At 70.8% G+C, this 26,577-nt stretch carries 21 protein-coding genes; 17 read left to right on the top strand and 4 right to left on the bottom strand.

Annotated elements, in window-relative coordinates:
• The first annotated feature begins 22 nt into the window (after window positions 1-22).
• The 9 genes from OG496_RS38340 (at window position 23) to OG496_RS38300 (ending at window position 8,999) form a co-directional block, all read left to right on the top strand.
• Entirely contained in the window at window positions 23-961 is a 939-nt protein-coding gene (locus OG496_RS38340; RefSeq protein WP_405974134.1) for an NAD(P)/FAD-dependent oxidoreductase, read from the top strand.
• Window positions 962-1,110: 149 nt separating this feature from the next.
• Window positions 1,111-2,094 carry an ATP-binding cassette domain-containing protein gene (locus tag OG496_RS38335; RefSeq protein ID WP_405974133.1) on the top strand — a complete coding sequence of 328 codons (984 nt, stop codon included), beginning with the start codon at window positions 1,111-1,113 and terminating at the stop codon, window positions 2,092-2,094.
• On the top strand, window positions 2,091-2,909 hold the full coding sequence (locus OG496_RS38330) for an ABC transporter permease (protein WP_405974132.1): 819 nt from the start codon (window positions 2,091-2,093) through the stop codon (window positions 2,907-2,909). Before OG496_RS38335 ends, OG496_RS38330 begins: the two co-directional genes overlap by 4 nt.
• A gap of 77 nt (window positions 2,910-2,986) precedes the next feature.
• A complete protein-coding gene (locus OG496_RS38325) occupies window positions 2,987-3,700 on the top strand; it encodes a class I SAM-dependent methyltransferase (RefSeq protein ID WP_405974131.1) in 714 nt (237 codons plus the stop codon).
• 40 nt (window positions 3,701-3,740) lie between these two features.
• Entirely contained in the window at window positions 3,741-5,123 is a 1,383-nt protein-coding gene (locus OG496_RS38320) for a DoxX family protein (protein ID WP_405974130.1), read from the top strand.
• A 66-nt stretch (window positions 5,124-5,189) separates the two neighbouring features.
• Window positions 5,190-6,572 carry an FAD-binding oxidoreductase gene (locus OG496_RS38315; RefSeq protein WP_405974129.1) on the top strand — a complete coding sequence of 461 codons (1,383 nt, stop codon included), beginning with the start codon at window positions 5,190-5,192 and terminating at the stop codon, window positions 6,570-6,572.
• Between the two features lie 345 nt (window positions 6,573-6,917).
• On the top strand, window positions 6,918-7,343 hold the full coding sequence (locus tag OG496_RS38310) for an STAS domain-containing protein (protein ID WP_405974128.1): 426 nt from the start codon (window positions 6,918-6,920) through the stop codon (window positions 7,341-7,343).
• Between the two features lie 52 nt (window positions 7,344-7,395).
• Window positions 7,396-8,178: an ANTAR domain-containing protein gene (locus tag OG496_RS38305; protein WP_405974127.1), complete on the top strand. Its 783-nt coding sequence runs from the start codon at window positions 7,396-7,398 to the stop codon at window positions 8,176-8,178.
• Between the two features lie 104 nt (window positions 8,179-8,282).
• Window positions 8,283-8,999 carry a GAF and ANTAR domain-containing protein gene (locus tag OG496_RS38300; RefSeq protein WP_405974126.1) on the top strand — a complete coding sequence of 239 codons (717 nt, stop codon included), beginning with the start codon at window positions 8,283-8,285 and terminating at the stop codon, window positions 8,997-8,999.
• 369 nt (window positions 9,000-9,368) lie between these two features.
• Here the strand turns inward: OG496_RS38300 and OG496_RS38295 are convergent, their stop codons facing one another.
• The 4 genes from OG496_RS38295 to OG496_RS38280 form a co-directional block, all read right to left on the bottom strand.
• Window positions 9,369-10,430, bottom strand: a complete 1,062-nt coding sequence (locus tag OG496_RS38295) for a bifunctional class I SAM-dependent methyltransferase/NUDIX hydrolase (RefSeq protein WP_405974125.1) — start codon at window positions 10,428-10,430, stop codon at window positions 9,369-9,371.
• Between the two features lie 28 nt (window positions 10,431-10,458).
• Window positions 10,459-12,360, bottom strand: a complete 1,902-nt coding sequence (locus OG496_RS38290) for an ATP-binding cassette domain-containing protein (RefSeq protein ID WP_405974124.1) — start codon at window positions 12,358-12,360, stop codon at window positions 10,459-10,461.
• A 299-nt stretch (window positions 12,361-12,659) separates the two neighbouring features.
• Entirely contained in the window at window positions 12,660-14,273 is a 1,614-nt protein-coding gene (locus OG496_RS38285; protein ID WP_405974123.1) for an MFS transporter, read from the bottom strand.
• Window positions 14,274-14,536: 263 nt separating this feature from the next.
• Window positions 14,537-15,028, bottom strand: coding sequence for a MarR family winged helix-turn-helix transcriptional regulator (locus OG496_RS38280; protein ID WP_405974122.1), 492 nt, complete (start codon window positions 15,026-15,028; stop codon window positions 14,537-14,539).
• A gap of 736 nt (window positions 15,029-15,764) precedes the next feature.
• Here OG496_RS38280 and OG496_RS38275 point away from each other — a divergent pair.
• From OG496_RS38275 to OG496_RS38240, 8 genes are read left to right on the top strand one after another with little or no spacing between them, the layout of a single operon-like run.
• On the top strand, window positions 15,765-17,594 hold the full coding sequence (locus OG496_RS38275; protein ID WP_405974121.1) for an acyl-CoA dehydrogenase: 1,830 nt from the start codon (window positions 15,765-15,767) through the stop codon (window positions 17,592-17,594).
• Between the two features lie 50 nt (window positions 17,595-17,644).
• A complete protein-coding gene (locus tag OG496_RS38270; protein ID WP_366490030.1) occupies window positions 17,645-17,956 on the top strand; it encodes an acyl carrier protein in 312 nt (103 codons plus the stop codon).
• A gap of 23 nt (window positions 17,957-17,979) precedes the next feature.
• The gene (locus tag OG496_RS38265) at window positions 17,980-21,978 is read left to right on the top strand and encodes a non-ribosomal peptide synthetase (RefSeq protein ID WP_405974120.1); all 3,999 of its coding nucleotides are present in this window, start codon (window positions 17,980-17,982) and stop codon (window positions 21,976-21,978) included.
• The gene (locus OG496_RS38260) at window positions 21,965-22,429 is read left to right on the top strand and encodes an SRPBCC family protein (protein WP_366490028.1); all 465 of its coding nucleotides are present in this window, start codon (window positions 21,965-21,967) and stop codon (window positions 22,427-22,429) included. The genes OG496_RS38265 and OG496_RS38260 overlap by 14 nt, the downstream gene beginning before the upstream one ends.
• On the top strand, window positions 22,426-23,706 hold the full coding sequence (locus tag OG496_RS38255) for a beta-ketoacyl-[acyl-carrier-protein] synthase family protein (RefSeq protein ID WP_405974119.1): 1,281 nt from the start codon (window positions 22,426-22,428) through the stop codon (window positions 23,704-23,706). Before OG496_RS38260 ends, OG496_RS38255 begins: the two co-directional genes overlap by 4 nt.
• 1 nt (window position 23,707) lies before the next feature.
• Window positions 23,708-24,634, top strand: coding sequence for a formyltetrahydrofolate deformylase (gene purU / locus OG496_RS38250; RefSeq protein ID WP_405974118.1), 927 nt, complete (start codon window positions 23,708-23,710; stop codon window positions 24,632-24,634).
• Window positions 24,631-25,866, top strand: a complete 1,236-nt coding sequence (locus OG496_RS38245; protein WP_405974117.1) for a beta-ketoacyl-[acyl-carrier-protein] synthase family protein — start codon at window positions 24,631-24,633, stop codon at window positions 25,864-25,866. The genes purU and OG496_RS38245 overlap by 4 nt, the downstream gene beginning before the upstream one ends.
• On the top strand, window positions 25,863-26,426 hold the full coding sequence (locus tag OG496_RS38240; protein ID WP_405974116.1) for an NADPH-dependent F420 reductase: 564 nt from the start codon (window positions 25,863-25,865) through the stop codon (window positions 26,424-26,426). Before OG496_RS38245 ends, OG496_RS38240 begins: the two co-directional genes overlap by 4 nt.
• The last annotated feature ends 151 nt before the right edge of the window (window positions 26,427-26,577 follow it).

Below are 26,577 nucleotides of genomic sequence, written 5' to 3'. Positions count from 1 at the left end.
CCCGACGGAAGGGACCAGCCCGATGCCCTCGCACCCCGACCACACAACCGTCATCGTGGGGGCCGGCCCCGCCGGGCTCACCGCAGCCCTTGGCCTGGCCAGATACCGCCACCCCGTGACCGTCGTGGACAGCCCTCGCGCACCGCGCAACAGCGCGTCGGCGGGCGTCCACGGCCACCTCGGCATGGACGGCGTCACGCCCGCCGAATTCCGGGCGCGCGCCTGGCGTGAACTGTCCCGGTACGCAACCGTGGAACGGCTGGAGGCCGACGTCGACAGCGTGACGCCCGCTCCGGGCGAGGGCTTCCGGGTCGCCCTCGGCGGCGGTGAGACCGTCGAGGCCCGAACGGTCCTGCTCGCCACCGGTGTCGTAGACGTCCACCCCGCCGACGTGGAGGGCTTCGCGGAGTGCTGGGGCCGCAGCGTGATCCACTGCCCGTTCTGCCTGGGCGAGGAGAACGCCGGCGGGCGCTGGGCGACCGTCGCCGACAACGCGGAACTCGCGGGACTGTCGGCACTCGCCTTCCGCGCCTGGAGCGAGGACACCATCGCGATCTGCGAGGAGTCCATGCCCGGCCTGGAGACCGCTCGCGCGACCGCGCGGAGCAACGGAGGCGATGTCGTCACGGGAACGGTCCGCCGTCTGCACCACCGTCAAGGGGCGCTGTACGCCGTCGAGTTGGCCGACGGCCGGGTCCTGGAGCGGGAGACATTGGTCTGGACGCCGCGACAGCGGCAGCACTCCGTCGTGCGGCGGACGGCCGAAGAGCTGAAGCTGACGGTCGACGACGCCGGCTTCATCGGCGTCGACGCCTTCCAGTGCACCAGCGTGCCGGGCCTGTACGCGGCCGGGGACCTGGCCAGCCGCTGGAAGCAGTCGGTCACCGCGTCGACAGCGGCGGGCGCCGCGGCCGCCGACGCCATCCACATGTCGGCGCTGCTCGGTGCGGTGCGCCCCTGAGCCGGCCGCCGCCCGTCACCACCCACCCCCTGGGGCGTGCCGCCGCAGCCCCGCCCGCCCCGGCGCCCGGCACGCGCGCCCGCCACGTCGCCGGAATCGCCCTCGTACGCCCCCAAGGCCGCGTCGGATCCGGAAAGGAACCACGGCAGATGCCAGTAGCGATCAGAACGGCCGGACTGTGCAAGCGTTTCGGCTCGCTCACCGTCCTCGACCACGTCGATCTCACGGTGCCCGAGGGCACCGTGCACGGCCTGCTCGGCCCCAACGGCGCCGGCAAGACCACCACCGTCCGGGTGCTGGCCACCCTCATCAGGCCGGACGAGGGAGCGGCCGAGGTGTTCGGCGTGGACGTGCGCGACGATCCCGGACGGATCCGCTCGCTCATCGGGCTCACCGGCCAGTACGCCGCCGTCGACGAACTGCTCACCGGGCGCGAGAACCTGCACATGATCGGCAGGCTGTTCCGGCAGTCGAGGTCCGACTGCCGGGCACGCGCGAGTGAACTGCTGGAACGGTTCGGCCTGGACCACGCGGCCGACCGGCAGCCCCGGACCTACTCCGGCGGAATGCGGCGCAGGCTCGACCTCGCCGCCAGCCTCATGGCACGGCCCAGGCTCATCTTCCTCGACGAGCCGACCACCGGTCTCGATCCGCGCAGCCGTATGGAGGTGTGGCGGCTCGTGCGCGAGCTGGTCGGGGAGGGGACGACCGTCCTGCTCACCACGCAGTACCTGGAGGAGGCGGACCAGCTCGCCGACTCCCTCTCGGTCATCGACCGGGGAAGGGTCATCGTCGGCGGCACCCCGGCCGAGCTGAAGGCCCAGGTGGGTCGGGACCGGGTCGACATCACTCTGCTGGACAGCGAGGGCATGGACCGCACGGTGCGGCTCCTGCGCGATCGGCTGGGCGCCGACCCGGTCGCCGATCCGGAGAAGATGGTGGTCCGCGCGCCGCTGACCGACGGCGGCACCCTGCCCGACCTCCTTCACCTGCTCAGGGAGTCCGGGGTCGCGATCGGCGACGTGGCCCTCCGCCGACCCACTCTCGACGACGTCTTCCTCGCCGTGACCGGCCGGTCCGCCGAGCACGGCTCCGACCAGCGCGACCCCCGGAAGGAAACCGAGCGGACATGACCTCCACCACGCTGACACGGCAGAACGGCACCTCGTCCACGCAGGCGCGGAACACCCTCGGGTGGTGGCTCTCCGACGTGTGGGAGATGACCCTGCGCAACGTACGGCACGTGCTGCGCAGCCCCGACCTGGTGATGTTCTCGCTGGTCCAGCCGGTGATGTTCATCCTGCTGTTCACGTACGTCTTCGGCGGTGCCATCGATGTCGGCGGTGACCGCTACATCCAGTTCCTGCTGCCCGGCATCCTCGTCCAGATGGCGCTCTACGGCTCGGCGGCCGGCACCACCATCGGGGTCGCCGCCGAGATGCGCGAAGGCCTCATGGACCGCTTCCGCTCGATGCCGATGAGCCGTAGCTCCGTACTGATCGGACGCACGCTGTCGGAGATCTTCCGCAACATCGGTGTGGCCGCCGTGACCGTGGGAATCGGCGTGCTGGTCGGCTTCCGCTTCCGCAACGGCCTCCTGCCCGTACTGGCCGGCCTGCTGCTGTTGCTGCTGTTCGGCTACGCGGTGTCGTGGTTCGCCACCTACCTCGGGCTGTCGGTGCGCAACGCGGAAGCCGCCCAGGCGGTCGGCGGGGTGTGGATCTTTCCGTTCACGCTGATCTCCTCGGCCTTCGTACCGACCGGATCGATGCCGGGCTGGCTGCAGGCGTACGCCGCCCACAGTCCCATGACGGCGGCCGTGAACGCCCTGCGCGCACTGCTCGGCGGGGGCCCGGCGACGAGCTACGTGCTCCAGACCGTGGCCTGGTCGGTCGGCCTGATCGCGGTCTTCGCCCCGCTCGCGGTACGCAAGTACGGATCGCGCTGACCGACGCGCGGTACCTCCGTGACAGAAGTCCGCAATACACCGAGGACACGGTGGGAGGCGCCGCAATCATGGCACCCATGACTGAACCTGTCGGCTCACCCGACGGACCCGCTGCGATGACCGAGGTGTTCGACGCCGTCTACCGCGGGGAGAGTCCGTTCGGCGAGCGCCCACCGTGGGACATCGGGGCACCTCAGCCCGCCTACGTCGCCCTGGAGGAATCGGGTCTCATCGGCGGCGCGGTGCTCGACGCGGGGTGCGGCACGGGTGAGGACGCCCTCCACCTGGCGGGCAAGGGCTATGCGGTGACGGGGCTGGACCTGTCGCCGACGGCGATCTCCCTCGCCCGGGGCAAGGCCGGGGAACGCGGACTCGAAGCCGTCTTCGACGTCGCCGACGCCCTCGAACTCAAGGGCTACGAAGGGTGTTTCGACACCGCGATCGACTCCGGCCTCGCGCACACCTTCGAGGGCGACAGGCTGCGGTCGTACGCGGCGGCCCTGCACCGGGCCTGCCGCCCGGGGGCGGTGGTACACATCCTCTCGATCAGCGACCGGGGGTCCGCGGAGATGCAGACGCGGCTCGCCGAGGCCGTCGAGGGAATACCGGCGCCGCTTCCGGACAACGACGAGCCGCCCGCCCTCAAGCGCTCCGCCGACCACTTGCGCGACGGCTTCGCCGACGGCTGGACAGTCGAGTCGATCGACGAGTCCCTCATCCGCGGCGTCATCCCGACGACGTCGGAACTCCTTGACGTGCACGCATGGCTCGGACGCTTCCGCCGCAGTTGACCGCGACCATCGGACCAGGCCCCCGCGAAGGTGATGAACGATGAAGGTGCGAGTAGGCAAATGGTTGCGGACCGTCGCGTCCTCGCCAGCCAGCAGGGCGGCCAGACGCACGCTACTGGCGGTCGGCACCTCGTCGCCCCCGCCGAGCTGGACCGGGGCCGCCCGCACCGCCTACCGGTTCGGTGCCGTCTACGCCGGCCTGTACTGTCTGACCTCTCCTCAGGTCTATCTGGCCCTGCGCGGCGGCGGAATGGGGCGCCTCCAGGAAGCGGCCGACTCCTGGGCGAAGCTCTGGGAGATACGCCCGGTGCGGAACTGGATGTCCACCCGGGTCCTCGGCAGGGAGCTGGGTGACCGCTTCGCCGGCGGCGACGACCCGCACACCTGGGCTGGGCAGCTCTGCTGGCTCGCGGGCGCCGCCGTCGCGACCCCGGTCTGGTCCGTGCTGGACCGGCACCGGACGGACCACGCGACGGCGGACAAGTGGTTCCGCTTGGCAGTCCGTTTCTGTCTCGCGGGGCAGATGTTCTCCTACGGCGCGGCCAAGGCCGTCCCGCTCCAGTTCCAGCTGCCGCCGTCCAAGCTCGTCGAGCCGCTCGGCGACCTCAGCCCGATGGGCCTGCTGTGGGCACAGACGGGGTCCTCGAAGCCGTACCAGATACTGCTCGGCTGTGCGGAGATCGCGGGCGGGCTGCTGCTCGTCGCACCGCGCACGGCTTCGCTGGGCGCGCTGGTGTCGGCGGCGGAGATGGCCCAGGTGCTCCTTCTCAACATGACCTTCGACGTCCCCGTCAAGGTCCACTCCTTCCACCTGCTCTTGCTCAGCCTGCTTCTGCTGGCCCCGCAGGCGCCTCGCCTGGCCGGGGCCCTGCTCACGGAGCGCCCGGTCCCCGCGGCTGTCCCCGTGGACCTCTTCCGCTCCCGCGGGGCGAACCGGATCGCCACCGCCCTGCAGACCGGGGCGGGGCTCTGGCTGCTTGGCGCGCAACTGCGCAATGACTGGTCGTTCTGGAAGAACTACGGGGGCGGACGGCAGAAGCCCGAGTTGTACGGCGTCTGGGACGTCACCGACTTCTCCATCGACGGCGAGCGGCACCCGCCCGTGGTGACCGACGGCCGGCGCTGGCGCCGAGTCGTCGTGGACTCCGTCGACGCCGTGGCCATTCAGCACATGGACGACTCGCTCGACCCCTGCATGGCGGCGATCGACATGACCGCCCGCTCGATCGCGCTGACCAAGATGATCGACCCAAAGTGGCAGGTGACGCTCACCTTCGAGCGTCCGGCCGACGATCGCCTGATCCTGGAGGGCGATGCCGACGGCCACCGTCTCCGCCTGCACCTGAGCCGCCGGGATCTCGGCACCTTCCCGCTGGTCGGCCGCGGCTTCCACTGGGTGCAGGACAACTCGTACCTGCGGTAGCGGACCTGTCGACCGAGCGTGCACCCGCCCGGTGGTGGCGCGCCGTTCACGGAAGGAAGACAACGGGTGAGCGTGGACGTGGAGATGCTGGCCACGGAGGTGGGAGGACCCGTCCTGCTGCCCGGCAGCCGAGGGTACGACGAGGAACGGGCCGGTTTCCAGACCGGCTTCCGGCACCGCCCTGCCGTCGTCGTCGGCGCCACCCGCGCCGAGGACGTGCGCGCCGCGGTCCGTTTCGCGGCCGAGCGGAGGCTGCCTGTCGCCGTGCAGTCCACCGGACACGGCATCGTCACCGCACTGAACGGTGAGGGCGTTCTCATCACCACCCGCCGGATGAGGGCCGTAACGGTGGACACGGAAGCCGGGACCGTCAGCACCGAAGCCGGGGTGCTGTGGGGAGAGGTCATCGAGCAGGCCGCTCCGCACGGTCTGGCCCCGGTCAACGGCTCGGCCCCGCACATCGGCGTCGTCGGCTACCTCCTCGGCGGCGGGGTCGGTCTGCTCGGACGCCGGACCGGCTACGCCAGTGACCACGTCCGCGCCCTCGACATCGTCACCGCCGACGGCGTGCCGCGCCACGTCACGGCCGACTCCTACCCCGACCTGTTCTGGGCGCTGCGCGGCGGCGGCGGCAACTTCGGCGCCGTCACCGCCGTCGAGACGGCCCTGGTGCCGGTGACCCGTCTCTACGGCGGCGGCCTTCACTTCGCCGCGGACAGCCCCGTCGACCTGCTGCGCGCCTATCAGGAATGGACTCTGCCGCTGCCCGAGGAACTCACCTCCTCGATCGGCCTCATGACCTGCCCGACGTCGCCGCATTTCCCCGAGCCCCTACGCGGACGCTATGTCGCCCACGTCCGCATCGCCTTCACCGGCTCCGCCGAGGCGGGTGAACGGCTCGTGGCGCCCCTGCGTGCGCTCGGCCCACGTCTGGTCGACACCGTTCGGGAGATGCCGTACACGGAGGCCGGCACCATCTACCAGGACCCGCGTGTCCCGCACACCTACTTCGGCGGGAACGTCCTGTTGCGCGAGCTCGATCCTGCGACCCTGCGGACCGTCGTGGACCTGGCCGGCCCCCATGCGGCAGTGCCCTGCGTCGTCGACATCCGTCACCTCGGTGGTGCCTTCGCCCGTCGGCCCACCGACCCGGGCGCGGTCGGGGGCCGTGACGCCGCATACATGCTGCGGGTGATGACCAGCGGCACGACCGCGCCCTCGACGGCAGCCAGGCCGGTCCACCAGCGCCTCTACGACGCCTTGAAGCAGTGGACCATCGGCCGCAGCCCCAACTCGATCTACAACGACGGCGGCCCAGTGTCCCAGGAGCAGGTGCGCGGGCTTTTCGCAGCCGAGGACTTCGAGCGGCTGCGCCGCGTGAAAAGGCAGTACGACCCGCACAACCTGTTCCGGTTCACCCACAACATCGAACCCGCTGGGGGCAATTGACCGGCGATACACAAGTATCGCCCACCGGTATCCGGCCCTCGCACGCACATGGCGGGACGAACAAGTATCTCGGGGCAGGCCCTTCCGTACGGGCGCGCCCGTCGCACTTCCCGGTGCGGACCGCCCGCGCACCGGCACGAGGACTATGCTGCTGTACGGACGTCCCAGACCCCGGCGGCTCGTCGTAGCTCGGCACAGATGCTCGACACAGATGGCGCGGGGAGCGGATTCTTCGTCCGTCACCCGGCGCATCCCTGTACCACCCCTGCCGGCAGAGCGCCCTCGGCGCCGTAACTCCCGTCGCCACCACGCCCGTTGCCGGATGGTCCCCCGAACCGAGGCGTCATGCCCCGCACGCAGCTCACCGTCTACCGCCATGACCGAAGGAAACGGGCACTGATCACCCTGGTCGGCGAGATCGACCAGGAATCGGCCCCGCTGGTGCGCACGGCACTGGCCCAGTGCCTGCGCGACGGCATCCGTACCCTCGACATCGACCTCACCCCCGTCACCTTCTGCGACTGCAGCGGCCTCAACGTCTTCCTCCACGCGGCGCAGCAGGCCGCCGAAGTCGGATGCACCCTGCGCCTGCACAACCCGCCGCCGACACTTGGCCTGATCCTCGACGTCACCGGCTCCCAATTCCTGCTTCTCGGTGGCCCGTTGGGGTGTCCGCCGGCTCCCGTCGAGGGTGTCCCGGATCCGGCCGCCCACATCCCGCCGCACCGAACGGTTCCGCTCGCCTCGCTCCTCTCGGGCGACGCACGGTGACCGCCGCCCGGCCGGGGCGGGTCCGGAACGGCCTCTGGACGCGGTGGCTCGAATGAGGGCCGGCAGCCGGTCGGCCCGGATCCAGGTCCTGGTCGCCGAGCAGGCGGCGCGGCGCGGTGGGCGGGCCGGTGTGGTGGACGTGTGCACCGCGGCCGTGGCCGCGTTACCCGTCGGCGGGGCGGGGCTGTCCGCGATGTCCCGCACCGCGGCGAGCCACCCGCTGTGCAGCACCGACGACATCAGCGAGCAACTGGAGGAACTGCAGCTGACGTTGGGCGAGGGCCCGTGCGTGGACGCGTTCCTGGACGGTTCGGCCGTCCTGACACCGGACCTGCTCACCGGTCAACTCCAGGACCGCTGGGCCGTGTTCGCGGACGCGGCCCTGGAAGCCGGGGCCCGCGCCGTCTTCGCCCTCCCCCTGCAAGTCGGCGCGATCAGCCCGGGTGTCCTGGACCTGTACGCCGACGTGCCGACCGTACTGAACGCCGAACAGCTCGCCGACGCCCTCGCGTTCGCCGATCTCGCGACGCTGCTCCTGCTCGACGCCCGGATCGGCGGGACGCGCGGGCCGTACCGCCAACAGGCCCCGGCGGACCGGGACTTCGAGGACCTGGACGGTTACCGCGCGGAGATCGACCAGGCCACCGGCATCCTCACCGTCCAGCTCGGCATCGGCATCGACGAGGCCTTCGTACGGCTGCGCGCGCACGCTTATATGCGGGGGCGCCGGCTCGCCGACGTGGCCGCCGACGTCGTCGCCCACCGGCTCCGCTTCTCCCCGCACGTGGAGCCGGACCAGGACGACCGGGACGACCGGGACGACGAGGACACCTGACGCACCGATCGGTTCATCGACCGGCGCATCGACACCCGGCCGGCGGACGTGCCGCACTTCCCGCCCCCTCCCGGCGGGACCCGGTCCCCAACGAAGGTGACACGATGAATCAGCAGCTCCTGGCCAAGACCTTCGTCGAACTGGCGGACAACCTGGTCGCCGACTTCGATCTGATCGACTTCCTGCGCCTGCTCACCGACCGCTGCGTGGGCATGCTCGGAGCCGACGCGGCGGGCGTGCTGCTCGCGGACCGCGACGGCGAACTGCGCGTGATGGCGGCCTCCGACGAACAGGTACGCCTCCTGGAACTCTTCCAGCTCCAGAACGACGAGGGCCCCTGCCTGGAGTGCTTCCGCTCCGGCACCCCCGTGATCGTCCCCGATCTGACCCAGGAGGCCGAGCGCTGGCCGCGCTTCGTCACGACGGCCCACCGCAGCGGATTCACCGCCGTGCAGGCGCTGCCGATGCGGCTGCGGGACGAGGTCGTCGGCGCGCTCAACCTCTTCCGGGCCGCCCCCGGTCCGTTCGACCCGGCGGGCACACTGATCGCCCAGGCCCTGGCCGACGTAGCCACCATCAGCCTGCTGCAGCAACGCTCCAGCCACCTCAGCACGATCCTCAACGAGCAGCTGCAGACCGCCCTGAACAGCCGCGTCCTGATCGAACAGGCCAAGGGCAAACTCGCCGAACGCCTCGGCATCGACATGGAGCGCGCCTTCACCACCCTGCGCGGCTACGCCCGCGCCCACAACCGGCGCCTGTCGGACGTGGCCCGCGCCTTCGTGGACGACTCCGAGCCGCTGCCGGGTCTGGGGGCGTGAGACGGGTGCGGATGGGGGCCCTGACCTGCTGTTCCACGGTCCGGACGGCCGCCGCCGCTGTTTGGAGCGGCGGCGGCCGTGGCCACGAGGATGAGAGGCCCCCCTCCACCGATTCCTCGCGCGTGTCCTCCGCGGCGGCGGGTCTGGTGGGAGCACCCCGTCTGGAACTGCCGGGAGGACGGAGCTGGAGCCGCGCACTCCGGCGATGCGGCTCCGGCCGGTCTCGATTCCGGCTCGGGGGCTGGGAGCCTGCGGGGAGATGTGCCGGTACCGGACGTACGGCGTACCTGGTCGCGGTCCCGTTCTTCCCTCCCTGGAGCCTAGAGCAGACAGGGGCAAAGCGGAACAGTGCCTTACGGCCTTACCGTCTTACGCGGGAGCCGCGGCCGGAGTGATCGGGTACCGGTGGACAGCCGGCAGGCCGGGCAGCAACCCCGGCCAGACCGTGTCGATGACATGCGCGCTCGGCGTGAACAGCGGCTGGGCCAGGGTGGGCAGGTCGGCGACCTCGTGCCACTCCCAGCGGTGGATCAACTGCGGTTCGGTGACGGTCGGTTGGCCGGTCCAGGCGGTGACGCGGACGGCGCCCGTCAGCCGGGGCATGCCGTGCGTGGAGTCCATCAGGAGGGCCAGCAGCCGTGCGCCGCCCGGGATCGGGTCCGCCTTCAGGCCGGTCTCCTCCTCCAACTCCCTTACGCCCGCCTCCAGAAAGCCCTCGCCGGCGTCGTTCTTGCCGCCGGGCAACTCCCAGACCCCGCGCACCGACCAGCCCAGCAGGATCCGCCCCGCCGAGTCGGTGACGACGACTCCGGCACCGGTGAGGGCGTGCGGTGACGGCCGCTTCTTGCCCGCGCAGGTGACGGCCGCGGGGGCGGGTTCGCGCAGGACGACGAACGCGAGCCCGTCGGCGTCGTACCGCTCGGCCATCGCCCAACTCCCGCACAGCGCACGGATCTCCTCGTCGTCGAGGGCGATGGAGCGCCTGCCGTCCACCACCTTCTCCGCGACGGGCGTGATGACGCAGACGACACCCCCCGGGCGCAGCCGCTCGCGCAGCCGGTTCATCACCCGGGTGCGGTCGTGGACGAAGGCCCAGCTGAGGCGGAAGGTGATCAGGTCGTAGGCGGGATGCGGCAGGGCGTCGAGGCTGTCGTGCTCGATGTCCAACAGGTGGTAGGTCACCGCCGAGTCGGCGGCGGAGGGCTGGGTCTCGGCGCGGGCGAGGGCGGCGGGCGCGAAGTCGACGGCGTCGACCTCGTACCCCGACTCGGCCAGATGGCGGGCGAGTTCACCCAGCCCGCAGCCGACGTCCAGGGCGTGCCCGCCGCCCTCGGGGGCCGGTGCGTGCTCGGCGAGCAGCGCGCGTTCGGAGTCACGGAGCGGGCTGAAGGTGTTGCCGTCGGCGTAGTGCGCGTCCCATGCGTCGGTCACGGGGTTCTCCCTGCGGGGCGGTGATCGGTCAGCGGTCGTTCGACAGGGCCAGGAGTTCGGCGAACAGGCCGCCGCCATGGGCGAGTTCGTCGTACGTACCCTGTTCGGCGATGCGACCGTGCCGCATGACCACAACCCGGTCGGCGATCTTCGTGTTGACCAGTTGGTGGGTGACGACGATCGTCATGCGGCGGGCGGCGATCGCCTTGATCTGTTCGAGGATGGCGTGCTCTCCTCGGGCGTCCATCTGACTGGTCGGCTCGTCCAGGATCAGCAGGTCGGGCTGCCGGTACAGGGCCCGCGCACACGCCAGCCGCTGCCACTGCCCACCGGACAGTTCGGTACCGCCCCACAGCTCGCGGGCGAGCAACGTGTCGAGCCCGTACGGGAGTTCCTCCACCGCCTCCCGCAGTCCTACGGCATCCAGCGCCTCCCACACCAGCAGGTCGTCGCCGGTGCGGGGCTGGCCGAGGGTGACGTTGTCGCGGACGTTGAGGGGCCACTGGGCGAAGTTCTGCGGCACCAGTCCCGACAACTCCCACAGCCTGTCGGGGTCGAGACCCGCGAGGTCGTGCCCGTTCCAGCTGACCGTGCCCTTGTCGGCGAGGAAGATGCCCGCGAGGAGCCGGGTCAGCGTGGACTTCCCGGAACCGTTCTCGCCGACCACGGCGAGGATCTCCCCGCGCCGTACGGTCAGCGAGACCCCGGCCACCGCGGGGATCTCCTTGCCCGGGTAGCAGTAGACGGCCTCGTCGAGCCGGATCTCCTCCACCGGCGTCCCCGGTCCCAACTCCCCTCGCCTTGGGGCGCGTTCGGCGGCGAAGGCGAGGAAGCCCTCCAGGTCGGCGAGGTAGAGGGCGGTGTGGAACATCGCGGCGCCGTAGATGACGAGCTGGCCGAGCGCGGCGAGGGTGGTCTGGACGGCGACGACCGCCGTGGCGGCGATGGCTGGTTCGACGCGTCCGGTGGCGGCCAGCCAGGCGAGCGCGGCCCAGGTCGCGGCGAGGAAGACACCGCCGATCGCCGAACTGGCCAGCACGATCCGCAGCATGCGCGGTGCCACGTCCAGGACCCGGCGGTCGATGCGTTCGGAGATCGTACGGTGCCAGAACCCGAGGTAGGGGACCATGCCGTTGGCGCGGATCTCGTCGGAGAACTTCGGGCTGGTGACCCAACCCCGCATGTTCTGGCGGACGTTGCGGTCGCCGATGTTGGCGTAGTGCGTCTCGTACTGGATCTTCGCGTGCAGGATCGCGCCCACGCCTGCGGGCACGACCGCGAGCAGCAGCAGAGGCAGCATCAACGGGTGCAGCACGGACAGCACCCCGCTCGCGCTGACCATCCGGACCACGGCGGCGGTGAAGCGCGTGGCGTCCTGCACCATCACATGGCCCCGGATCACCCCCATCTCCGCGGCCTCCTGCCGGTCCGCGAAACCGTCCTCGGCGCGCGCGGCGGCCTCCACCCGGCACACCGACTCGACGAGGGAACTGTCCGCCGCCGTGGTCAGCCGCGGGGTGATCCGCCCGTCCGCGTACGAGGACAGCGCGCTCGCGACCCGGCCGACCGCCGCCGCGACGGCGATGACCAGCAGCGCGGGCAGCGCCTGATGCAGCCGGTCACTTACGGGCCCGGCGGCCAGCACCGAGCGCATCGCCCGCGCGGTGGACAGCAGCAGTACTACGGCTGCTGCGCCGACGGCCAGTTGGCAGCCGGCCAGCAGCAGCACGGCGGACCGGTCGATGGCCCACGCCATCCGCGCGGTCTGCGCGAGCACGGCGGGCAGGCGCGCGCACAGCTTCCCGAACTCGGCCTCGGCCAACGGGTTCTGGGCGTGCCGACCCTCGTAGCGGATCTCGGCGGGCTGGGGCGGCGGCACGCGCGAGGCGGTCCCGGGCAGCGGTGCCGGGCCGGTCGTCCCGGCGCTCATCGGGCCGTGCTCTCGGCGCGGCGGGGCGTCAACCGACGTTCCGGTAAGTGGTGTTGGCGGTGAGTCATACGGCAGCCTCCCCCAACGGCCCCCGCACTAGCCGCCCGACCACCTCTTGCCACACGGGTGCTGCCCCAGGGGCCGGTGGGAAGTGTGGTCACGACACGGTGTTCGAGTAGCCGTACAGCCTGCCGTCACCTGATCGAGGGATTGCCGGACAGCACTGAACCGTCCCGGTGGCGCGGGGGATTGGCCACCGGGACGGTGAATCGGGCGGCCTCCTCAGCCGCGCGGTGCGGTCAGGCCGGGGCGCCGACCGGGAGGTCCGACGCGTCGTCGGGACGTACCTCGCCGTCCTCGTCGACGTCCGGGGGGATCGTCGACAGCGCGCTGGCGTGCAGGTCCTTCGTGCGCAGCATCGTGAAGCCGATGACGGCGGCGACGAAGCCGAGGATCGCGCTGAGGGTCATGGCTCCGTGGAAGGCGTTCATGAACGCGTCCTGTCCGGCGGCCAGTACCTTCTCGCGCAGGGGGCCCGCGGCCTGGGCGACGGCGTCGAGGCCGCCGGCGCTGATGCCGTGGGCGGCGGTCTCCGCGGTGTCGGCGCCGAGCTGCTTGCCGACGGCCGAGGAGGTGAAGTCCTGGGACACGGTGTGCTGGAAGTAGGCGCCGATGCCGGCGATGCCGACCGCGATGCCGACCTGCTGGAAGGTCTCGTTGATGCCGGACGCGACACCGGACTTGGCCGGTTCGGTGACCCCGATGGCCAGGGCGGCGCGGGCCGGGTTGAAGGCGCCCATGCCGAGGCCGGAGATGACCAGTGCCGGGACGAGCACGGTCCAGGACGAGTCCGCCTCGGTGAGGTTCAGGCACAGGATGCCGATGGCCATGACCAGGGTCGAACCGCCCAGCAGGATCCGGAAGGGGACCTTGCCGATGAGGCCGCCGCCGAGGGCACCGGCCACGAACATGGCGCCGGTCAGCGGCAGGAACCGTAGACCTGTCCCCCACGCGTCGACGTGCAGCATGTTCTCCAGGTAGCTGGTCTCGAAGAACACCGAGGGCAGGGCGCCCGCGTTGCCGATCATCGCGACGAGGGAGATGCCGACGAAGGTGGGGCTGCGGAAGAACGCCGGGTCGATCAGGGCGCGTTCACCGAGGCGGCGCTCGATGGCGACGAAGACGACCAGGAAGAGGACGCTCGCCGCGTAGAGGCCGAGCGTGTTGGCGCTGGTCCAACCCTCCACCGGGCCACGGATGGTGGCGTAGACGAGGGCGCCGAGCGCGAGGCTGAAGGTGCCGAGGCCGGCCCAATCGGTGGGGTGGGCCCGCTTGTTGAGGGATTCTCGGACGCGCAGCGCGCCGATGAGGATGGCGAGCACGCCGACCGGCACGTTGATGTAGAAGATCCAGCGCCAGGACAGCGAGTTGATCAGCGAGCCGCCGATGAGCGGGCCGGTGGCGACGGCGAGACCGACGGCGGCACCGAACGCGGTGAACGCGGTGGCCCGTTCCTTGCCGTGGAACTCATGGCTGAGCATCGCGGGTCCGACCGCGAACATGATGGCCGCGCCGACCCCCTGGATGGCCCGGAACCAGCTCAACTCCCCTGCTCCGTCGGCCAGTCCACAGGCCAGCGAGGCGGCGGTGAAGATGGCGAAGCCGACCTGGAAGAGCTTCTTGCGGCCGATCCGGTCGGCGAGCGAGCCCGCCGCGACCAGGAAGATCGCCAGCGTGAGGGCGTAGGCGTCGAACACCCACTGCAGGTCGGCGAAGCTGCTGCCCAGGCTCTTGTGGATCTGCGGCAGCGCGATGGAGACCACGCTCAGGTCGAGCATCAGCATGAACGAGCCCAACGCGACGATCCCGAGTGTCCACCACCTAGTGGGAGATGGTGCGCGTTCTGCGGACATGCGGGGACCTTCCAATCAGCTGGAACTTTGGACCTTGGGATCCATAGATGATGGAAATCTAGATGATTGGAAAGTCATGAGTCAATGCCGCCACGGTCGGCGCGGCGAGCGAAGTCACCCGGAGCGACGATCGCCGGGCACGACAAAACCCGCGGCACCGGTCGGCACCACGGGCTTGCGGGAATTGAAGATGTTCTACGTCAACTCGCCGACGTTCTACGTGAGTTGGAGCGCGTACTACGTCAACTCGCGGACGGGCTACGTCAGTCCGAGCAGACCGACGCGGGCCAGCGGCCGGCCATCAGCGTGCCGAGCATCTTGCGCAGCACCCCGCGCTCGCCCTCCGAGAGGGCGCCGAAGAACGCCGACTCGACCTCCGTGGCCACCCGGTCCGCCGTCGCGAGCGCCTCGCGGCCGGTCTCGGTGAGGATCAGGTTGTAGCGGCGCCGGTCGGCGGGGTTGCGGCGGCGCTCCACGTGCGCGTTGCTCTCCATCTCGTCGATCACCGTCACGACCGTGGTCGGATCGAGGTTGAGCAGCCGGCTCAGGTCCTGCTGGGAGAGCTCGGGCCCGCCGGCCAGCGCGGCCAGCACGAAGAAGTAGCGGATGCGCATACCGACCGCGCCCAGCGCCTTCTCCACGTCCTCCACCAGCACCAACCCCGCTTTGTGGAGCAGATAGCCGGGGCGCTCGGCGATGAGGAAGTCCTCCCGGGGGGACACCCCGTACTGCTCCGTGCCACCGGTGCGCACCATGAGCCGACTCCTTCGATCGTCGCAATCTCTACCGTCGAAGATACAACGTTCTACGGCCACGACACCCCCGTCCGCCAGGGAAATCGCCCCGGCGGCACCTCGCCGCCACGGAGCCCCGGCCGCCCCGCGGCGATCTCCGGGATACATGGAATTCATCAGTCCGCCGCCGACGACAACCCCCCGGACGGTTATCCCGACGCAAAATCAGACGGAATGCAGTCGTCCACATCGCGCGAAATGGAACGGGTCGTTCTCCGGAGACCACCGAGGTCAGCCACCCGGTGATCGATCACAGAATCAAACGCCCGACAAGGGAAACAGAAACGCCGGGTGACCTGGGTCACGTGGCACCAAGTAGCGCGCCTGCTACGCTCTCGAAGCGCCTGGCCAGTACATTGCAGTCTGTGACCGGGCCGCACACGGGGAAGAACACGGGGACGAAACCGCGCTTTGCGCAACGGGGGTTTCAAAATGGTTCAAAGTTCCATCAGCTGTTGTATCGGACAACGCTGACGACGAGGCAAGCGCGCCCATCGGCGCTGGTCAGACACAGTTGAACTGACTCTTTCGCACAGTGCTGCGCTTTTTCCGCAGCGCGCCGTGCGCTCCTTTCGCATGCATTCTCCATCGCGACGTGTATTCATGCGCCACATTCGCACGTCCACTTTCAGGTCCGTTTATCAGGCACGGCTGTTTCGTTATGCCGCTGCCCTCTCAGGCATGGAATGGAAAGCTCATGAAAAGCTCAAACAAGCAGTCGAGCACTGCTCTCGCGGAGGCTCTGGAGGGCTGGCTCGGTGACCCGGAATTGGAATCCAACGCTTTGTCCTTCGCCGGGGCGCTGGCGCTCGACGAGCGGGACGAACTCCCCTCCGCCGGTATCGACCAGGTCCGCGCCTTCGGCTTCAACCGGTATTTCGTGCCCGAGCGGCTGGGCGGTGATCTCCGGGCCGCCGAGGACATCCTGATGCTGACCCGGGTGATCGCCCGCCGGGACATGAACGTCGCGGTGAGCGAGAGCACCCAGGTGTGGATGATGCTGGCCTGGATCGGCGGCGACGCCGAGCAGCAGGAGAAGTACGCGGCGACGGTCCTGCGCGGCGGGGTCGTCCCGTGCCTGGCCTACTCCGAGCCGGGGCACGGCGCCGACCTGGCCGCCAACCGGTTCACGGCCGCCCCGGACGGCGACCAGTACGTCCTGTCCGGCGAGAAGTGGCCCATCAACCGGGGCCGCACCTCCACCCACGTGGTCCTGCTCGGCATCACCGGCGACGAGCGGACCCCGGCCAAGCGCCAGCAGTCCATGTTCCTGGTGGACCGCTCGCAGGTGATCTCCGGCGAGGTGACCGGCGTCCCCCGCGTCCCGACCTACGGTCTGCGCGGCTGCGACATCAGCGGCGTCGCCTTCGACAACGCCCGCGTGGACGCCACGGCCCGGCTCGGCGCCGAGGGCGAGGGCCTCGAACTCGCCCTGCGCGGACTGCTGATCACCCGCACCTTCTGCACCGGCCTCTCCCTGGGCACCGGCGACACCATGCTGCGCACGGTGGCCGGCTTCCTCTCCGACCGCATCCTCTACGACGGCCCCGCGAACGAGATCCCGTACGTCACCGAGTCCCTCGCCAACGCGTACCTGAGCCTGCTGGTCGCGGAGTGCGAGAGCCTCGTCGCGATGCGCGGACTGCACCTGTACACCGAGCAGTTCAGCATCTGGGGCAACCTCGCGAAGGTGCAGGTGGCTCGCCTGGTCGACACCAACAGCAAGGTGCTGGCCCGCACGCTGGGCGCCCGGTACTTCCTACGGGCCGCCGAACACGTCGGCACGTTCCAGAAGATGCTCCGCGACGGCGCCGTCGTCTCGGTCTTCGACGGCAGCGAACCGGTCTGCCTGGACAGTCTCGCGCTCCAACTCCCCGCACTGGCCAAGGCACATGGGCACGGAACGGACGAGGACTGGCACCCGCTGTACGACCTGCGGGCCGAGCTGCCTGCCTTCGAACCGCACCGGGTGAGCGTCTTCGGCCGCGGCAGGGACGCCACGTTCGCCAGCCTGCCCGCGCTGATCACCCGCCTCGCCGAGCTGACGGCGTCGGACGGTTGCGACGAGGACCGGCTGACCGCACTGCGCGGCCAAGCCGAGGAACTGCGGCGGGAGTTGGATGCGCTGCTCGCCCGGGTGACCGAGATCCGGCGCTCGACGGCCGGCCAACCCTCGGAGTCCACCGGCACGTCGACCAAGTCCACCGCGCCCCGGCTGATCCGGGTGGCGGAGGAACTCTGCTCCCTGCACGCGAAGGTGGCCGCCCTCGGCGTGTGGCTGTTCAACCGGAACCACCTCGACGCCTTCTTCGCCGACGGCGAGTGGCTGCGGGCCGCGCTGGCCCGCCGCCAGGTCCACCAGTACGAGGTCGGCGACCTCGAACAGACCACCGCCCGGCGGCTGTTCACCCGCATGAACTCCCAGCGCGCCGACAACGAGTTCTTCTCCGTCCGCCCGGTGCGCATGGCCGAGCCCGGAGCGCGCGAGGCGGGCCTGGACGACGCCGCGTCCACGGCCGCCGCGTGAACACCATCCCTGACCACGACCACATACCGGCCGGAAGGTACTGATCCGCGATGACCACCAGCACCAGCACCAACAACCTGACGTTCGACGACGTGAAGAAGGTCCTCGTCGACGCGGTGGCCGCCGAAGCCGGCGTCGCCCCCGAGGAGTTGGCGACCGACCGGCCCTTCACCGACTACGGCCTGGACTCCATGGCCGCGCTCTCCGTGGGCATGGAGATCGAGGACGTCTGCGGCCTCACCGACCCGCCGGTCGACCTCCTCTGGGACCACCCGACGGTGGACACCCTGGCCGAGGCCCTGTGGAAGCTGATGAACGCCGAGCCCGTCGCCGCCACCGCCGCAGCGGACGGTCAGCGATGAGCACTGTGCTTCCCGAGACTTCCGTGAACTCTGTGAACGCCCAGCAGGCCGGCCTCTGGTTCATCCACGAGGCCGATCCGGGGTGCTCCGCCTACCACATCGTGTTCGGCGCGGAGGTCACCGCCGACCCCCAACTCGGCGTCCAGGTACGGGAGATACTCGCCGACCTGTCCCGCGAGCACGACGCTCTCCGGGTCGGTTTCCGCGCCGGTCCGGAGGGCCCGGAGCAGTTCGTGCGGGACACCGTACCGCTGGACATCCGCCGTACCGACGCACGGGACATGACCCCGGAGGCACTGCGCGACCTCGTCCGCACGGACAGCCGCAGCCCCTTCGACCTCTCCCAACCCCCGCTGTGGCGCGTGCACTTGTACCGCACCGGTGAGCGCACCTGGGTGTTCACCGTCGTGATGCACCACATCGCGGCCGACTTCTGGTCGCTGGCCCTGCTGCTCTCCGAGGTGCGCAGCCGGCTGGAGGGCACACCGAACCGGTTCACACTCGACGGCGGCGCCTTCGCCGCGTACGCCGAACGCCAACAGGCCTTCCTCACCGGCGAGAACGCCCGCACACTCCTCGACGCCGAGGCGAAGCGACTTGCGGACATACCGCCCGCGCTGGATCTGTACGGCGACCGGACGCGCCCGCCCGTGCCGTCCTACGACGGCGGATCGGCGCCGTTCGCGTTGTCCGTCCCGGCGACCGAGGCGGTACGGCGGCTGGCGCGGGAGACCTCGTCGACGCCGTACACGGTGCTCCTGTCCGCATACTTCGTGCTGCTGAGCCGGTTGAGCGGTCAGCCGGAGCTCGTGGTCGGCACCCCGACCTCGGGGCGGCTGCACCGGCAGTTCCGGGACGCGCTCGGCAACTTCGTCAACACCGTGGTCGTACGGGGCGAGGTGGACGAGGAGTTGACGTACCGTCAGTCGCTGGCGGCCTCGCGGGAGCGGGTGTCGGAGGCGATGCGGGCGCAGGAGCTGCCGTTCCCTTGGCTGGTAAGGGAGTTGGCGCCGCCGCGTGATCCGAGCCGGACGCCGTTGTACCAGGCCGGTTTCGCCTGGGACCGGCTGCCGTTCCTCAACGACATGGACGCGTTCTTCCTCCTGGAGCCGGGCCCGGGCGCCGAGTTGGGGATCGCGGGCGCGACCCTGCGGCCGTATCCGCTGCCGCAGCAGGAGGGTCAGACCGACCTGTGGGTCGAGATGGGCGCGGAGCGCGACGGTGCCTTCGCGGGGGTGCTGCGGTACAACACCGACATCTTCGGGGCGGGCACGGCACGGGAGTTGGCGGACGCGTTCGTCACCACGGTGGAGACCCTGGTCGACAATCCGGACGAGCCGCTGCGCGAGCTGGCGCGCGGCGACGAACGACAGCGGGCGCGGCTCGCGGAGTGGGGCTCCGGGCCCGAACGCGCCCTGCCCGCGGCCCGGTTGCCGCAACTCTTCCGTGAGCAGGTATGCCGGACACCCGACGCGGTCGCGCTGGTCGCGGGCGACGAGGAGTGGAGTTACGGCCGTCTGCTCACGTCGGTCGAGGAGACCGCGGCGGCGCTGCGGGCGGCCGGGATCGCCCCGGGTGACCGGGTCGCGGTGATGGTGGACCGCGGTGCGCCGCTGGTGGCCGCGCTGCTGGGGGTGCTGGAGGCCGGGGCGGCGTATGTGCCGCTGGACCCCAACCTGCCGGTGGAGCGGCTGACTTACATGGCCGAGGACTCCCGGGCCCGGCTGTTGCTGAGCCAGTCCGGCCTGCGGGAGAGCTGGCTGCCGGGGCTTCCGGTGCTGGGTCTGGACGACCTCGGGGCCGGGGTGCTGCGCGGCGACGCGGGCGGCGGGGCGGACACCGGGAGCGACAACACCACGGCCTCCGCCTCTGCGGACCCGGCCACCGGCCCCTCCGACCTGGCGTACATCCTCTACACCTCGGGTTCCACCGGCCGACCCAAGGGCGTGGCGATCCCCCATCACGCGCTGACGAACCTGCTGCTCTCGATGCGCGAGACCACCGGTTTCGACGCGTCGGACAGTCTCCTCGCCGTCACCACGATCTCCTTCGACATCGCCGGACTGGAGCTGTATCTCCCGCTGTTGACCGGTGGCCGGGTCGTCGTGTGCGACAGCGCCACGGCTGCCGACGGTGCCGCGCTCGCGGTGCGGATCGAGGAGTGCGGTGCCACCTGGATGCAGGCGACGCCGACCTCGTGGCGGATGCTGCGCGACGCCGGCTGGACGGGCGCACCGCAGCTGAACGTGTTGTGCGGTGGTGAGGAACTCCCCCTGGATCTCGCCGAGTTCCTGTCCTCGCGGGTGGCGAGCCTGCGGAACGTCTACGGCCCGACCGAGACGACCATCTGGTCCACCGCCGGCGTCGTGGAACCCGCGTCGGGGATCGACATCGGCGCGCCCCTCGACAACACCCAGCTGTACGTCCTCGATCCGCAGGGCCGTGCCGTAGAGCCGAGTTTCCCGGGCGAGTTGTGGATCGGCGGGGATGGTCTGGCCGTCGGGTACTGGGACCGGCCGGAGTTGACGGCGGAGCGGTTCGTGACCGGGCTGCCGGCCGCGCCGGACCGGCGGCTGTACCGCACCGGTGACCGGGCGCGCTGGAGCAGCGAGGGGCGGCTGCTGCACCACGGGCGGCTGGACAACCAGGTCAAGCTGCGCGGCTACCGCATCGAACTCTCCGAGGTCGAGACGGTTCTGGAAGCGGTCGAGGGCGTTTCCACGGCCGTGGTCGTGGTCCGTGATGATCGGCTTGTCGCGTATCTACTCGCGGAGAACGGCGCCGAGTTGAAGGCGTCCGAGGTCAGGTCGGCGGCGGGTGTGTCCCTGCCGCCGTACATGGTGCCGGGCATCGTGATGGTGCTGGACGAGCTGCCGTTGACGGCGAACAAGAAGATCGACCGGAACCGGCTGCCGGAGCCCGTGGTCTCCTCGGACGCGGGGTTCGAGAAGCCGCGTGACGCCACCGAGATCACCCTCGCGCGGATGTGGACGGAAATCCTGGGGGTGTCCCAAGTCGGCGTCCACGACCACTTCTTCGACGTGGGCGGCCACTCGCTGCTCGCCGTCCGGCTGAGTTCGGCGATCCGTGCCGAGTGGGACGTGGAGATCCCGATCTCGGTCATGCTCGGCCGGCAGGGCACCGTCGCCGAACTCGCCGCGATCGTCCGGTCCGGCGGCCAGGAGGCCGCGCGCGGCCCGCTCGTCGTCCTGCGCGAGGGCGACCCGGAGCAGCGCCCGGTGTTCCTGTTCCACCCCTTCGGCGGCACCGTCTTCTGCTACGTCGAGCTGACCCGTCATCTCCCACCCGGCAGGCCGGTGTTGGCGATCGAGGCGCCCGGCATCCAGAACGAGGGCGAGGCCGAGATCAGCGTGGAGGCCATGGCCACCCGCTACATCGACCTCCTGAGGGAGGTGCAGCCCAACGGCCCGTACGCGCTGGGTGGTTGGTGCTTCGGCGGGGTGATCTCCTACGAGGTCGCGGGCCAACTGCGCGCGCTCGGCGAGGAGATCGAGTTCATCGTCGGCATCGACAGCCGGGCACCGGTCGAGGCCAACATCCCGGAGTCCGCGGACGACTCGACGATCCTGTCCTGGTTCGCCCGCGACCTCGCCGTACCCGCCGGGAAGACCCTGGACATCCCGGCGGACGAACTGCGGGCGCTGGGCGGCGACGCGGCCTTCGACCACATCCTCCAACAGGCCGCCGCCATCGGGGTGTTGGCCGAGGACGCGGACCGCGCGACGATCCTGCGCTACTTCGAGGCCTACCTCGCCAACGGCATCGCCCTGCAGACCTACCTCCCCGAACCGGCCGACCTGGACCTGGTGCTGCTGCGCGCGGCCGACGAACAGGCCGACTACGGGCCCAAGCTCGGCTGGGAGGCCCTGATCAAGGGCGAGTTGCACGTCATCGACGTCTCCGGGGACCACAACTCGGTGATGTACCCGCCGCACGCGGAGCTGGCGGCCCGCGCGATCGCTCCCCACATGGAAGGACCCACCGACGATGACCAAAACTGAGCAGGTCACGGCCGAGTACGCGTTCCACCTCCCGGTGTCGCCCGACGAGGCGTTCGCCCTGATCTCCGACCCCGTCCAGGACCCGGTCTGGCAGGCGGCCTGCGTGGACGTGACGCTGCTCAACGGCCCGGCGCGGCCGGGCGGGCAGTACGAGATCACGTTCCAGCTGATCGGCAAGCGGATGCAGTTCACCGTGGAGATCAGCGAGTTCGAGCCCGGCCGGCGCTCCAGGTTCCACACCCTCGAAGGGCCGTTCGGCTACGTCGGCACCTACGAGTTCGTCGCACGCGAGGACGGGACCACCACCGTGCACTGGACGTTCGAGGTGGACCCCGGGGACTACTTCGGGATCATGCCGAAGTCCCTGCTGCGCAAGGTGCTCGTCAACTCGGTCAAGAAGGACTCCGGAAAGCTCGCCGCACAGCTCGGACAGGGAGCGCGCAACCGATGAAGATCCGCCAGGAAGAGAACAACAAGGTCGTCGTCACCGGCCTCGGCGAGACCACCCCGCTCGGCGGGACCGTCGCCGCCACCTGGGACGCGATGCTGCGCGGCGAGAGCGGACTGAGTCTGCTGGAGGACGAGTCGTGGGCCAAGGACCTGCCGCCGCTGCTGGGCGGACGCGCAAAGGTCGACCCCGGTACGGGACTTGGGCACCAGCAGCGCCGACGCCTCAGCCGTTCCGCCCAGTTCGCGGTGACGGCGGCGGCGGAGGCCTGGGCCGATGCGGGCCTCGACGACAACACCGCGATCCCGAGTCGCGTGGCCGTGGCCGTCTCGGCCGCCCTCGGTGACATGACCTCGATCATCGACGGCTGGGAGACCCTGAAGACCCGGGGCTGGCGGCGCGTCCCGCCCATGACCGTCCCGATGTCCATGGGCAACGGCTCGGCGGCGGCCGTAGCGCTGCTGGTGAACGCGCGTCTCGGCGTGCACGCCACCGTCAACGCCTGCTCCTCCGGCACCCAAGCCCTGGTCACGGCGGCCGAGTTGATCCGGCGCGGGGAGGCGGACGTCGTGGTCGCGGGCGGCGCGGAGGCGCCCCTGCACCCCATGGTCCTGTCCTCGTTCGCGGCCATGCGCGCGCTCTCGCAGCGCTTCGACGACCCCGCGTCCGCCTGCCGCCCCTACGACGCGGACCGCGACGGCATGGTCCTGGGCGAGGGCGCCGGCATCCTCGTACTCGAATCGGAACGGCACGCACGCGAGCGCGGCGCCCGGATCTACGCCGAACTGGCGGGAGTCGGCATCACCTCGGACGCGTACCACATGGTCCAGCCCGAGCCGAACGGCACCGGCACCGCCGCGGCCGTCCGCGTCTCCCTCGCCGACGCGGGCGTAACCCCGGCGGACGTCGCCCACTTCAACGCCAACGGCACCGCGACCGCACCCGGCGACGCGGCGGAGGCGCGCGCGGTGATGACGGTGTTCGGCGACTCGGAGGGGGACGCCACCCAGGGTCCGGCCGTGTCCGCGAACAAGTCGATGACCGGGCACAGCCTCGGCGCGGCCGGCGCGATCGAGTCGATCACCACCGTCCTCGCCCTCCACCACGGCCTGGTACCGCCGACCCGCAACTTCACCCGCCTCGACGAGGGCCTCTCCGTCGACGTCGTGCACGGCAGCCCGCTCAAGCTGGGCCCCGAGCAGATCGTCGCGGTGAAGAACTCGGCCGGCTTCGGCGGCCACAACGTCGCGCTCACCTTCCGCGCCGAGAAGGGCAAGTGACGTGACGTCAACTCTGGAGGCCGCGACGGCTGTTCGCGTTACGACGGCCCCCGCCCCGGCCGCTCGTACCGCGCACCGGCACGCCTCCCTCACCGTCCGGGGCAAGGACCGGCCCGGCATCGTCGCGGCGGTCGGCGCGGTGCTCGGTGAGCACGGCGCGAACATCGTCTCCCTCGACCAGTACTCGGACAATCCGCAGGGCGGCGCGTTCTTCCAGCGCACGGTGTTCGGCCACGCCCACCTCGGGGCGGCGCTGCCCGCGATCGAGGACGGGCTGCGGCAACGGCTCGCCGGGGACTTCGAGTTGGAGTTCACGCTGCGGGACCTGTCGGTGCCGAAGCGGGTGGCGATCTTCGCCTCGAAGTCCGACCACTGTCTGCTGGACCTGCTGTGGCGGCACAGGCGCGGTCAACTCCCCGTCACCGTCGCGATGGTGATCTCCAATCACCCGGACACGGCGGAGGAGGTCCGGTCGTTCGGGATCCCGTTCTTCCACGTGCCATCGTCAGGCACTGACAAGTCGGCTGCGGAGGCGGAGCAGTTGAGGCTGCTGCGGGGCAACGTCGACTTCGTCGTGCTGGCCCGCTACATGCAGATCCTGTCGGCGGACTTCATCGAGCGGCTGGACGTGCCGATCATCAACATCCACCACTCCTTCCTGCCGGCGTTCATCGGCGCGGGCCCCTACGCCAAGGCGAAGGAACGCGGCGTGAAACTCGTCGGCGCCACGGCCCACTACGTCACCGAGAACCTGGACGAGGGCCCGATCATCGAGCAGGACGTGGTCCGGGTCAGCCACGCGGACACCTCCGCCGAGCTGCAACGACGCGGCGCGGACGTGGAACGGGCGGTACTCACCCGGGCGGTGCAGTGGCACGGCGAGGACCGTGTGCTCCGGCACGGCAACCACACGATCGTCTTCGCATGAGCCAACTCGGAGACGTGGACGTGCTCGTGACCGGCCTGGGCGCCATCACCCCGCTCGGCGCGACGGCACCCGAATCATGGCAGGGGCTCCTCGACGGACGCTCCGGCGTGCGCACCCTGCATGACGAACACGCCTCCTGGCCCGAGGAGTTACCGGTACGGATCGCGGGCTCCGTGTCCGCGGACCCGGTCGAGATCCTCGGCCGGGTGCAGGCCCGCAAGCTGGACAGGGGTGAGCAGCTGGCCGTAGCGGCAGCCCGGGAGGCGTTCCAGGACGCGGGCCGACCCCTGGTCGAACCCGAGCGACTCGCCGTGGTCGTCGGCACCGGCATCGGGGGTGTGTTGAGCACGCTCGGCCAGAACGACGTCTACGAGCGGTCGGGCATGCGGAAGCTGTCGTCGTACGCCGTCCCGATGCTGATGCCGAACGGGCCGGCGGCCTGGGTCAGCATCGACCTCGGCGCCCGCGCGGGCGCCCGCTCCCCGGTCAGCGCGTGTGCCTCGGGCGCCGAATCCATCGCCCTGGCACTGGACCTGATCCGCCTCGGGCGGGCCGATGTCGTGGTGGCCGGGGGCACCGAGGCGAGTCTGCATCCGCTGATGGTCGCCGCGTTCGCGCAGATGAAGGCGCTCTCGCGGCAGGAGGGCGACCCGGCCGCCGTGTCCCGGCCGTTCGACGCCGGCCGCTCCGGGTTCGTGATCGCGGAGGGCGCGGCCGTACTGGTCCTGGAACGCGCCGAGTTCGCCCGGGCCCGGGGCGCCCGCGTCTACGGCGCGGTGGCCGGCGCGGCCGTCACCTCCAGTGCCCGGCACATCTCGGCGTCCGACACCGAGGGGCAGGTCCGCGCGATCCGAACGGCCCTGTGGGACGCGGAGTTGGAGCCGTCCGACATCGGCCATGTGCACGCCCACGCCACCTCGACCCCGGGCGGCGACCTCGCGGAGGCCGACGCGGTGACGAAGGCGCTGGGTACGCACCCGGTGGTGACCGCGACCAAGTCGATGACGGGCCACATGCTGGGCGCTTCGGGCGCGTTCGGCGCGATGTCCGCCCTCCTCGCCCTCCACCACGGGGTCGTCCCGGCCACCCGCAACCTCGACGCCCTCGACCCGGAGATCCACCTGGACGTGGTCAACGGCGAGAACCGCAAGGGCAGTTGGGACGCGGCCCTCGCCAACTCATTCGGCTTCGGCGGCCACAACGTCAGCCTGGTCCTGAAGCGGACGTCATGAGCCGGCAGCAGGGGAACACGGAGATGACGATCGGCGTACTGGGCACGGGCGGCATCGCCGTCGCGCTGGCGACCATGTTCGCCCGCGCCGGACACGAGGTACGGATCGGCGGGCGCGACGAAGACGTCGTAGCGGAGTCCTCGATCGTGGTCCCCGCAGCCCTCGGCGTCCAGGGAGCGGTGCAGCAGCTCCGCCCCTGGCGCGCCGGGCTGCGCGGCAAGATCCTGGTGGACATCACCAACCCGTTCACCGGCGGCCACGTCGACTTCGTGAGCCCCTGGGCGACCGGCGGCACCACGGACCTGGCCGCCGCGTTCCCGGGCGCGCGGCTGGTGGGCGCCTTCAAGAACATCTGGTGGGAGACGTTCACCGGCACCGCCGACCCGTCCGTCCCCGACATCCACGTGATCTCCGACGACCTGGAGGCGAAACGGACCTTCCTGGACCTGTGCGCGCCGACGCCCTTCACCTACACCGACGGGGGCGGGGTGGACCAGGCGCGCCGGGTGGAACGGATGGCGTTGCGCGGGGTGGGCTCGGCGGGGGTGCTCGCGGCCTGAAGCGTCGGCGACCGTCGGCGTGCGCGCTCCGGCAGGCACCGCCCGGTGCGCCGCAGCGCCCCCGTCGGCGGAATCCAGCCCTTTCCGGACTGGAGTACCGTGGCATTACCGAGCGCACCTCGCACGCCGTCAGCCGTTTCGGCGTCGCCCT

The sequence above is a fragment of the Streptomyces sp. NBC_00988 genome, assembly GCF_045162645.1.
Taxonomy (GTDB): Bacteria; Actinomycetota; Actinomycetes; order Streptomycetales; family Streptomycetaceae; genus Streptomyces.
Note: the sequence above shows the minus strand (reverse complement) of the source record. Positions and strands in the feature narration are given on the sequence as shown.

Excerpts from the sequence above, each read along its gene's own strand:
- OG496_RS38340 (WP_405974134.1), top strand. The coding sequence starts at position 23 with ATGCCCTCGCACCCCGACCACACAACCGTCATCGTGGGGGCCGGCCCC.
- OG496_RS38335 (WP_405974133.1), top strand. The coding sequence starts at position 1,111 with ATGCCAGTAGCGATCAGAACGGCCGGACTGTGCAAGCGTTTCGGCTCG.
- OG496_RS38330 (WP_405974132.1), top strand. The coding sequence starts at position 2,091 with ATGACCTCCACCACGCTGACACGGCAGAACGGCACCTCGTCCACGCAG.
- OG496_RS38325 (WP_405974131.1), top strand. The coding sequence starts at position 2,987 with ATGACTGAACCTGTCGGCTCACCCGACGGACCCGCTGCGATGACCGAG.
- OG496_RS38320 (WP_405974130.1), top strand. The coding sequence starts at position 3,741 with ATGAAGGTGCGAGTAGGCAAATGGTTGCGGACCGTCGCGTCCTCGCCA.
- OG496_RS38310 (WP_405974128.1), top strand. The coding sequence starts at position 6,918 with ATGCCCCGCACGCAGCTCACCGTCTACCGCCATGACCGAAGGAAACGG.
- OG496_RS38305 (WP_405974127.1), top strand. The coding sequence starts at position 7,396 with ATGAGGGCCGGCAGCCGGTCGGCCCGGATCCAGGTCCTGGTCGCCGAG.
- OG496_RS38300 (WP_405974126.1), top strand. The coding sequence starts at position 8,283 with ATGAATCAGCAGCTCCTGGCCAAGACCTTCGTCGAACTGGCGGACAAC.
- OG496_RS38290 (WP_405974124.1), bottom strand. The coding sequence starts at position 12,360 with ATGAGCGCCGGGACGACCGGCCCGGCACCGCTGCCCGGGACCGCCTCG.
- OG496_RS38285 (WP_405974123.1), bottom strand. The coding sequence starts at position 14,273 with ATGTCCGCAGAACGCGCACCATCTCCCACTAGGTGGTGGACACTCGGG.
- OG496_RS38280 (WP_405974122.1), bottom strand. The coding sequence starts at position 15,028 with ATGGTGCGCACCGGTGGCACGGAGCAGTACGGGGTGTCCCCCCGGGAG.
- OG496_RS38275 (WP_405974121.1), top strand. The coding sequence starts at position 15,765 with ATGAAAAGCTCAAACAAGCAGTCGAGCACTGCTCTCGCGGAGGCTCTG.
- OG496_RS38270 (WP_366490030.1), top strand. The coding sequence starts at position 17,645 with ATGACCACCAGCACCAGCACCAACAACCTGACGTTCGACGACGTGAAG.
- OG496_RS38260 (WP_366490028.1), top strand. The coding sequence starts at position 21,965 with ATGACCAAAACTGAGCAGGTCACGGCCGAGTACGCGTTCCACCTCCCG.
- OG496_RS38255 (WP_405974119.1), top strand. The coding sequence starts at position 22,426 with ATGAAGATCCGCCAGGAAGAGAACAACAAGGTCGTCGTCACCGGCCTC.
- OG496_RS38245 (WP_405974117.1), top strand. The coding sequence starts at position 24,631 with ATGAGCCAACTCGGAGACGTGGACGTGCTCGTGACCGGCCTGGGCGCC.
- OG496_RS38240 (WP_405974116.1), top strand. The coding sequence starts at position 25,863 with ATGAGCCGGCAGCAGGGGAACACGGAGATGACGATCGGCGTACTGGGC.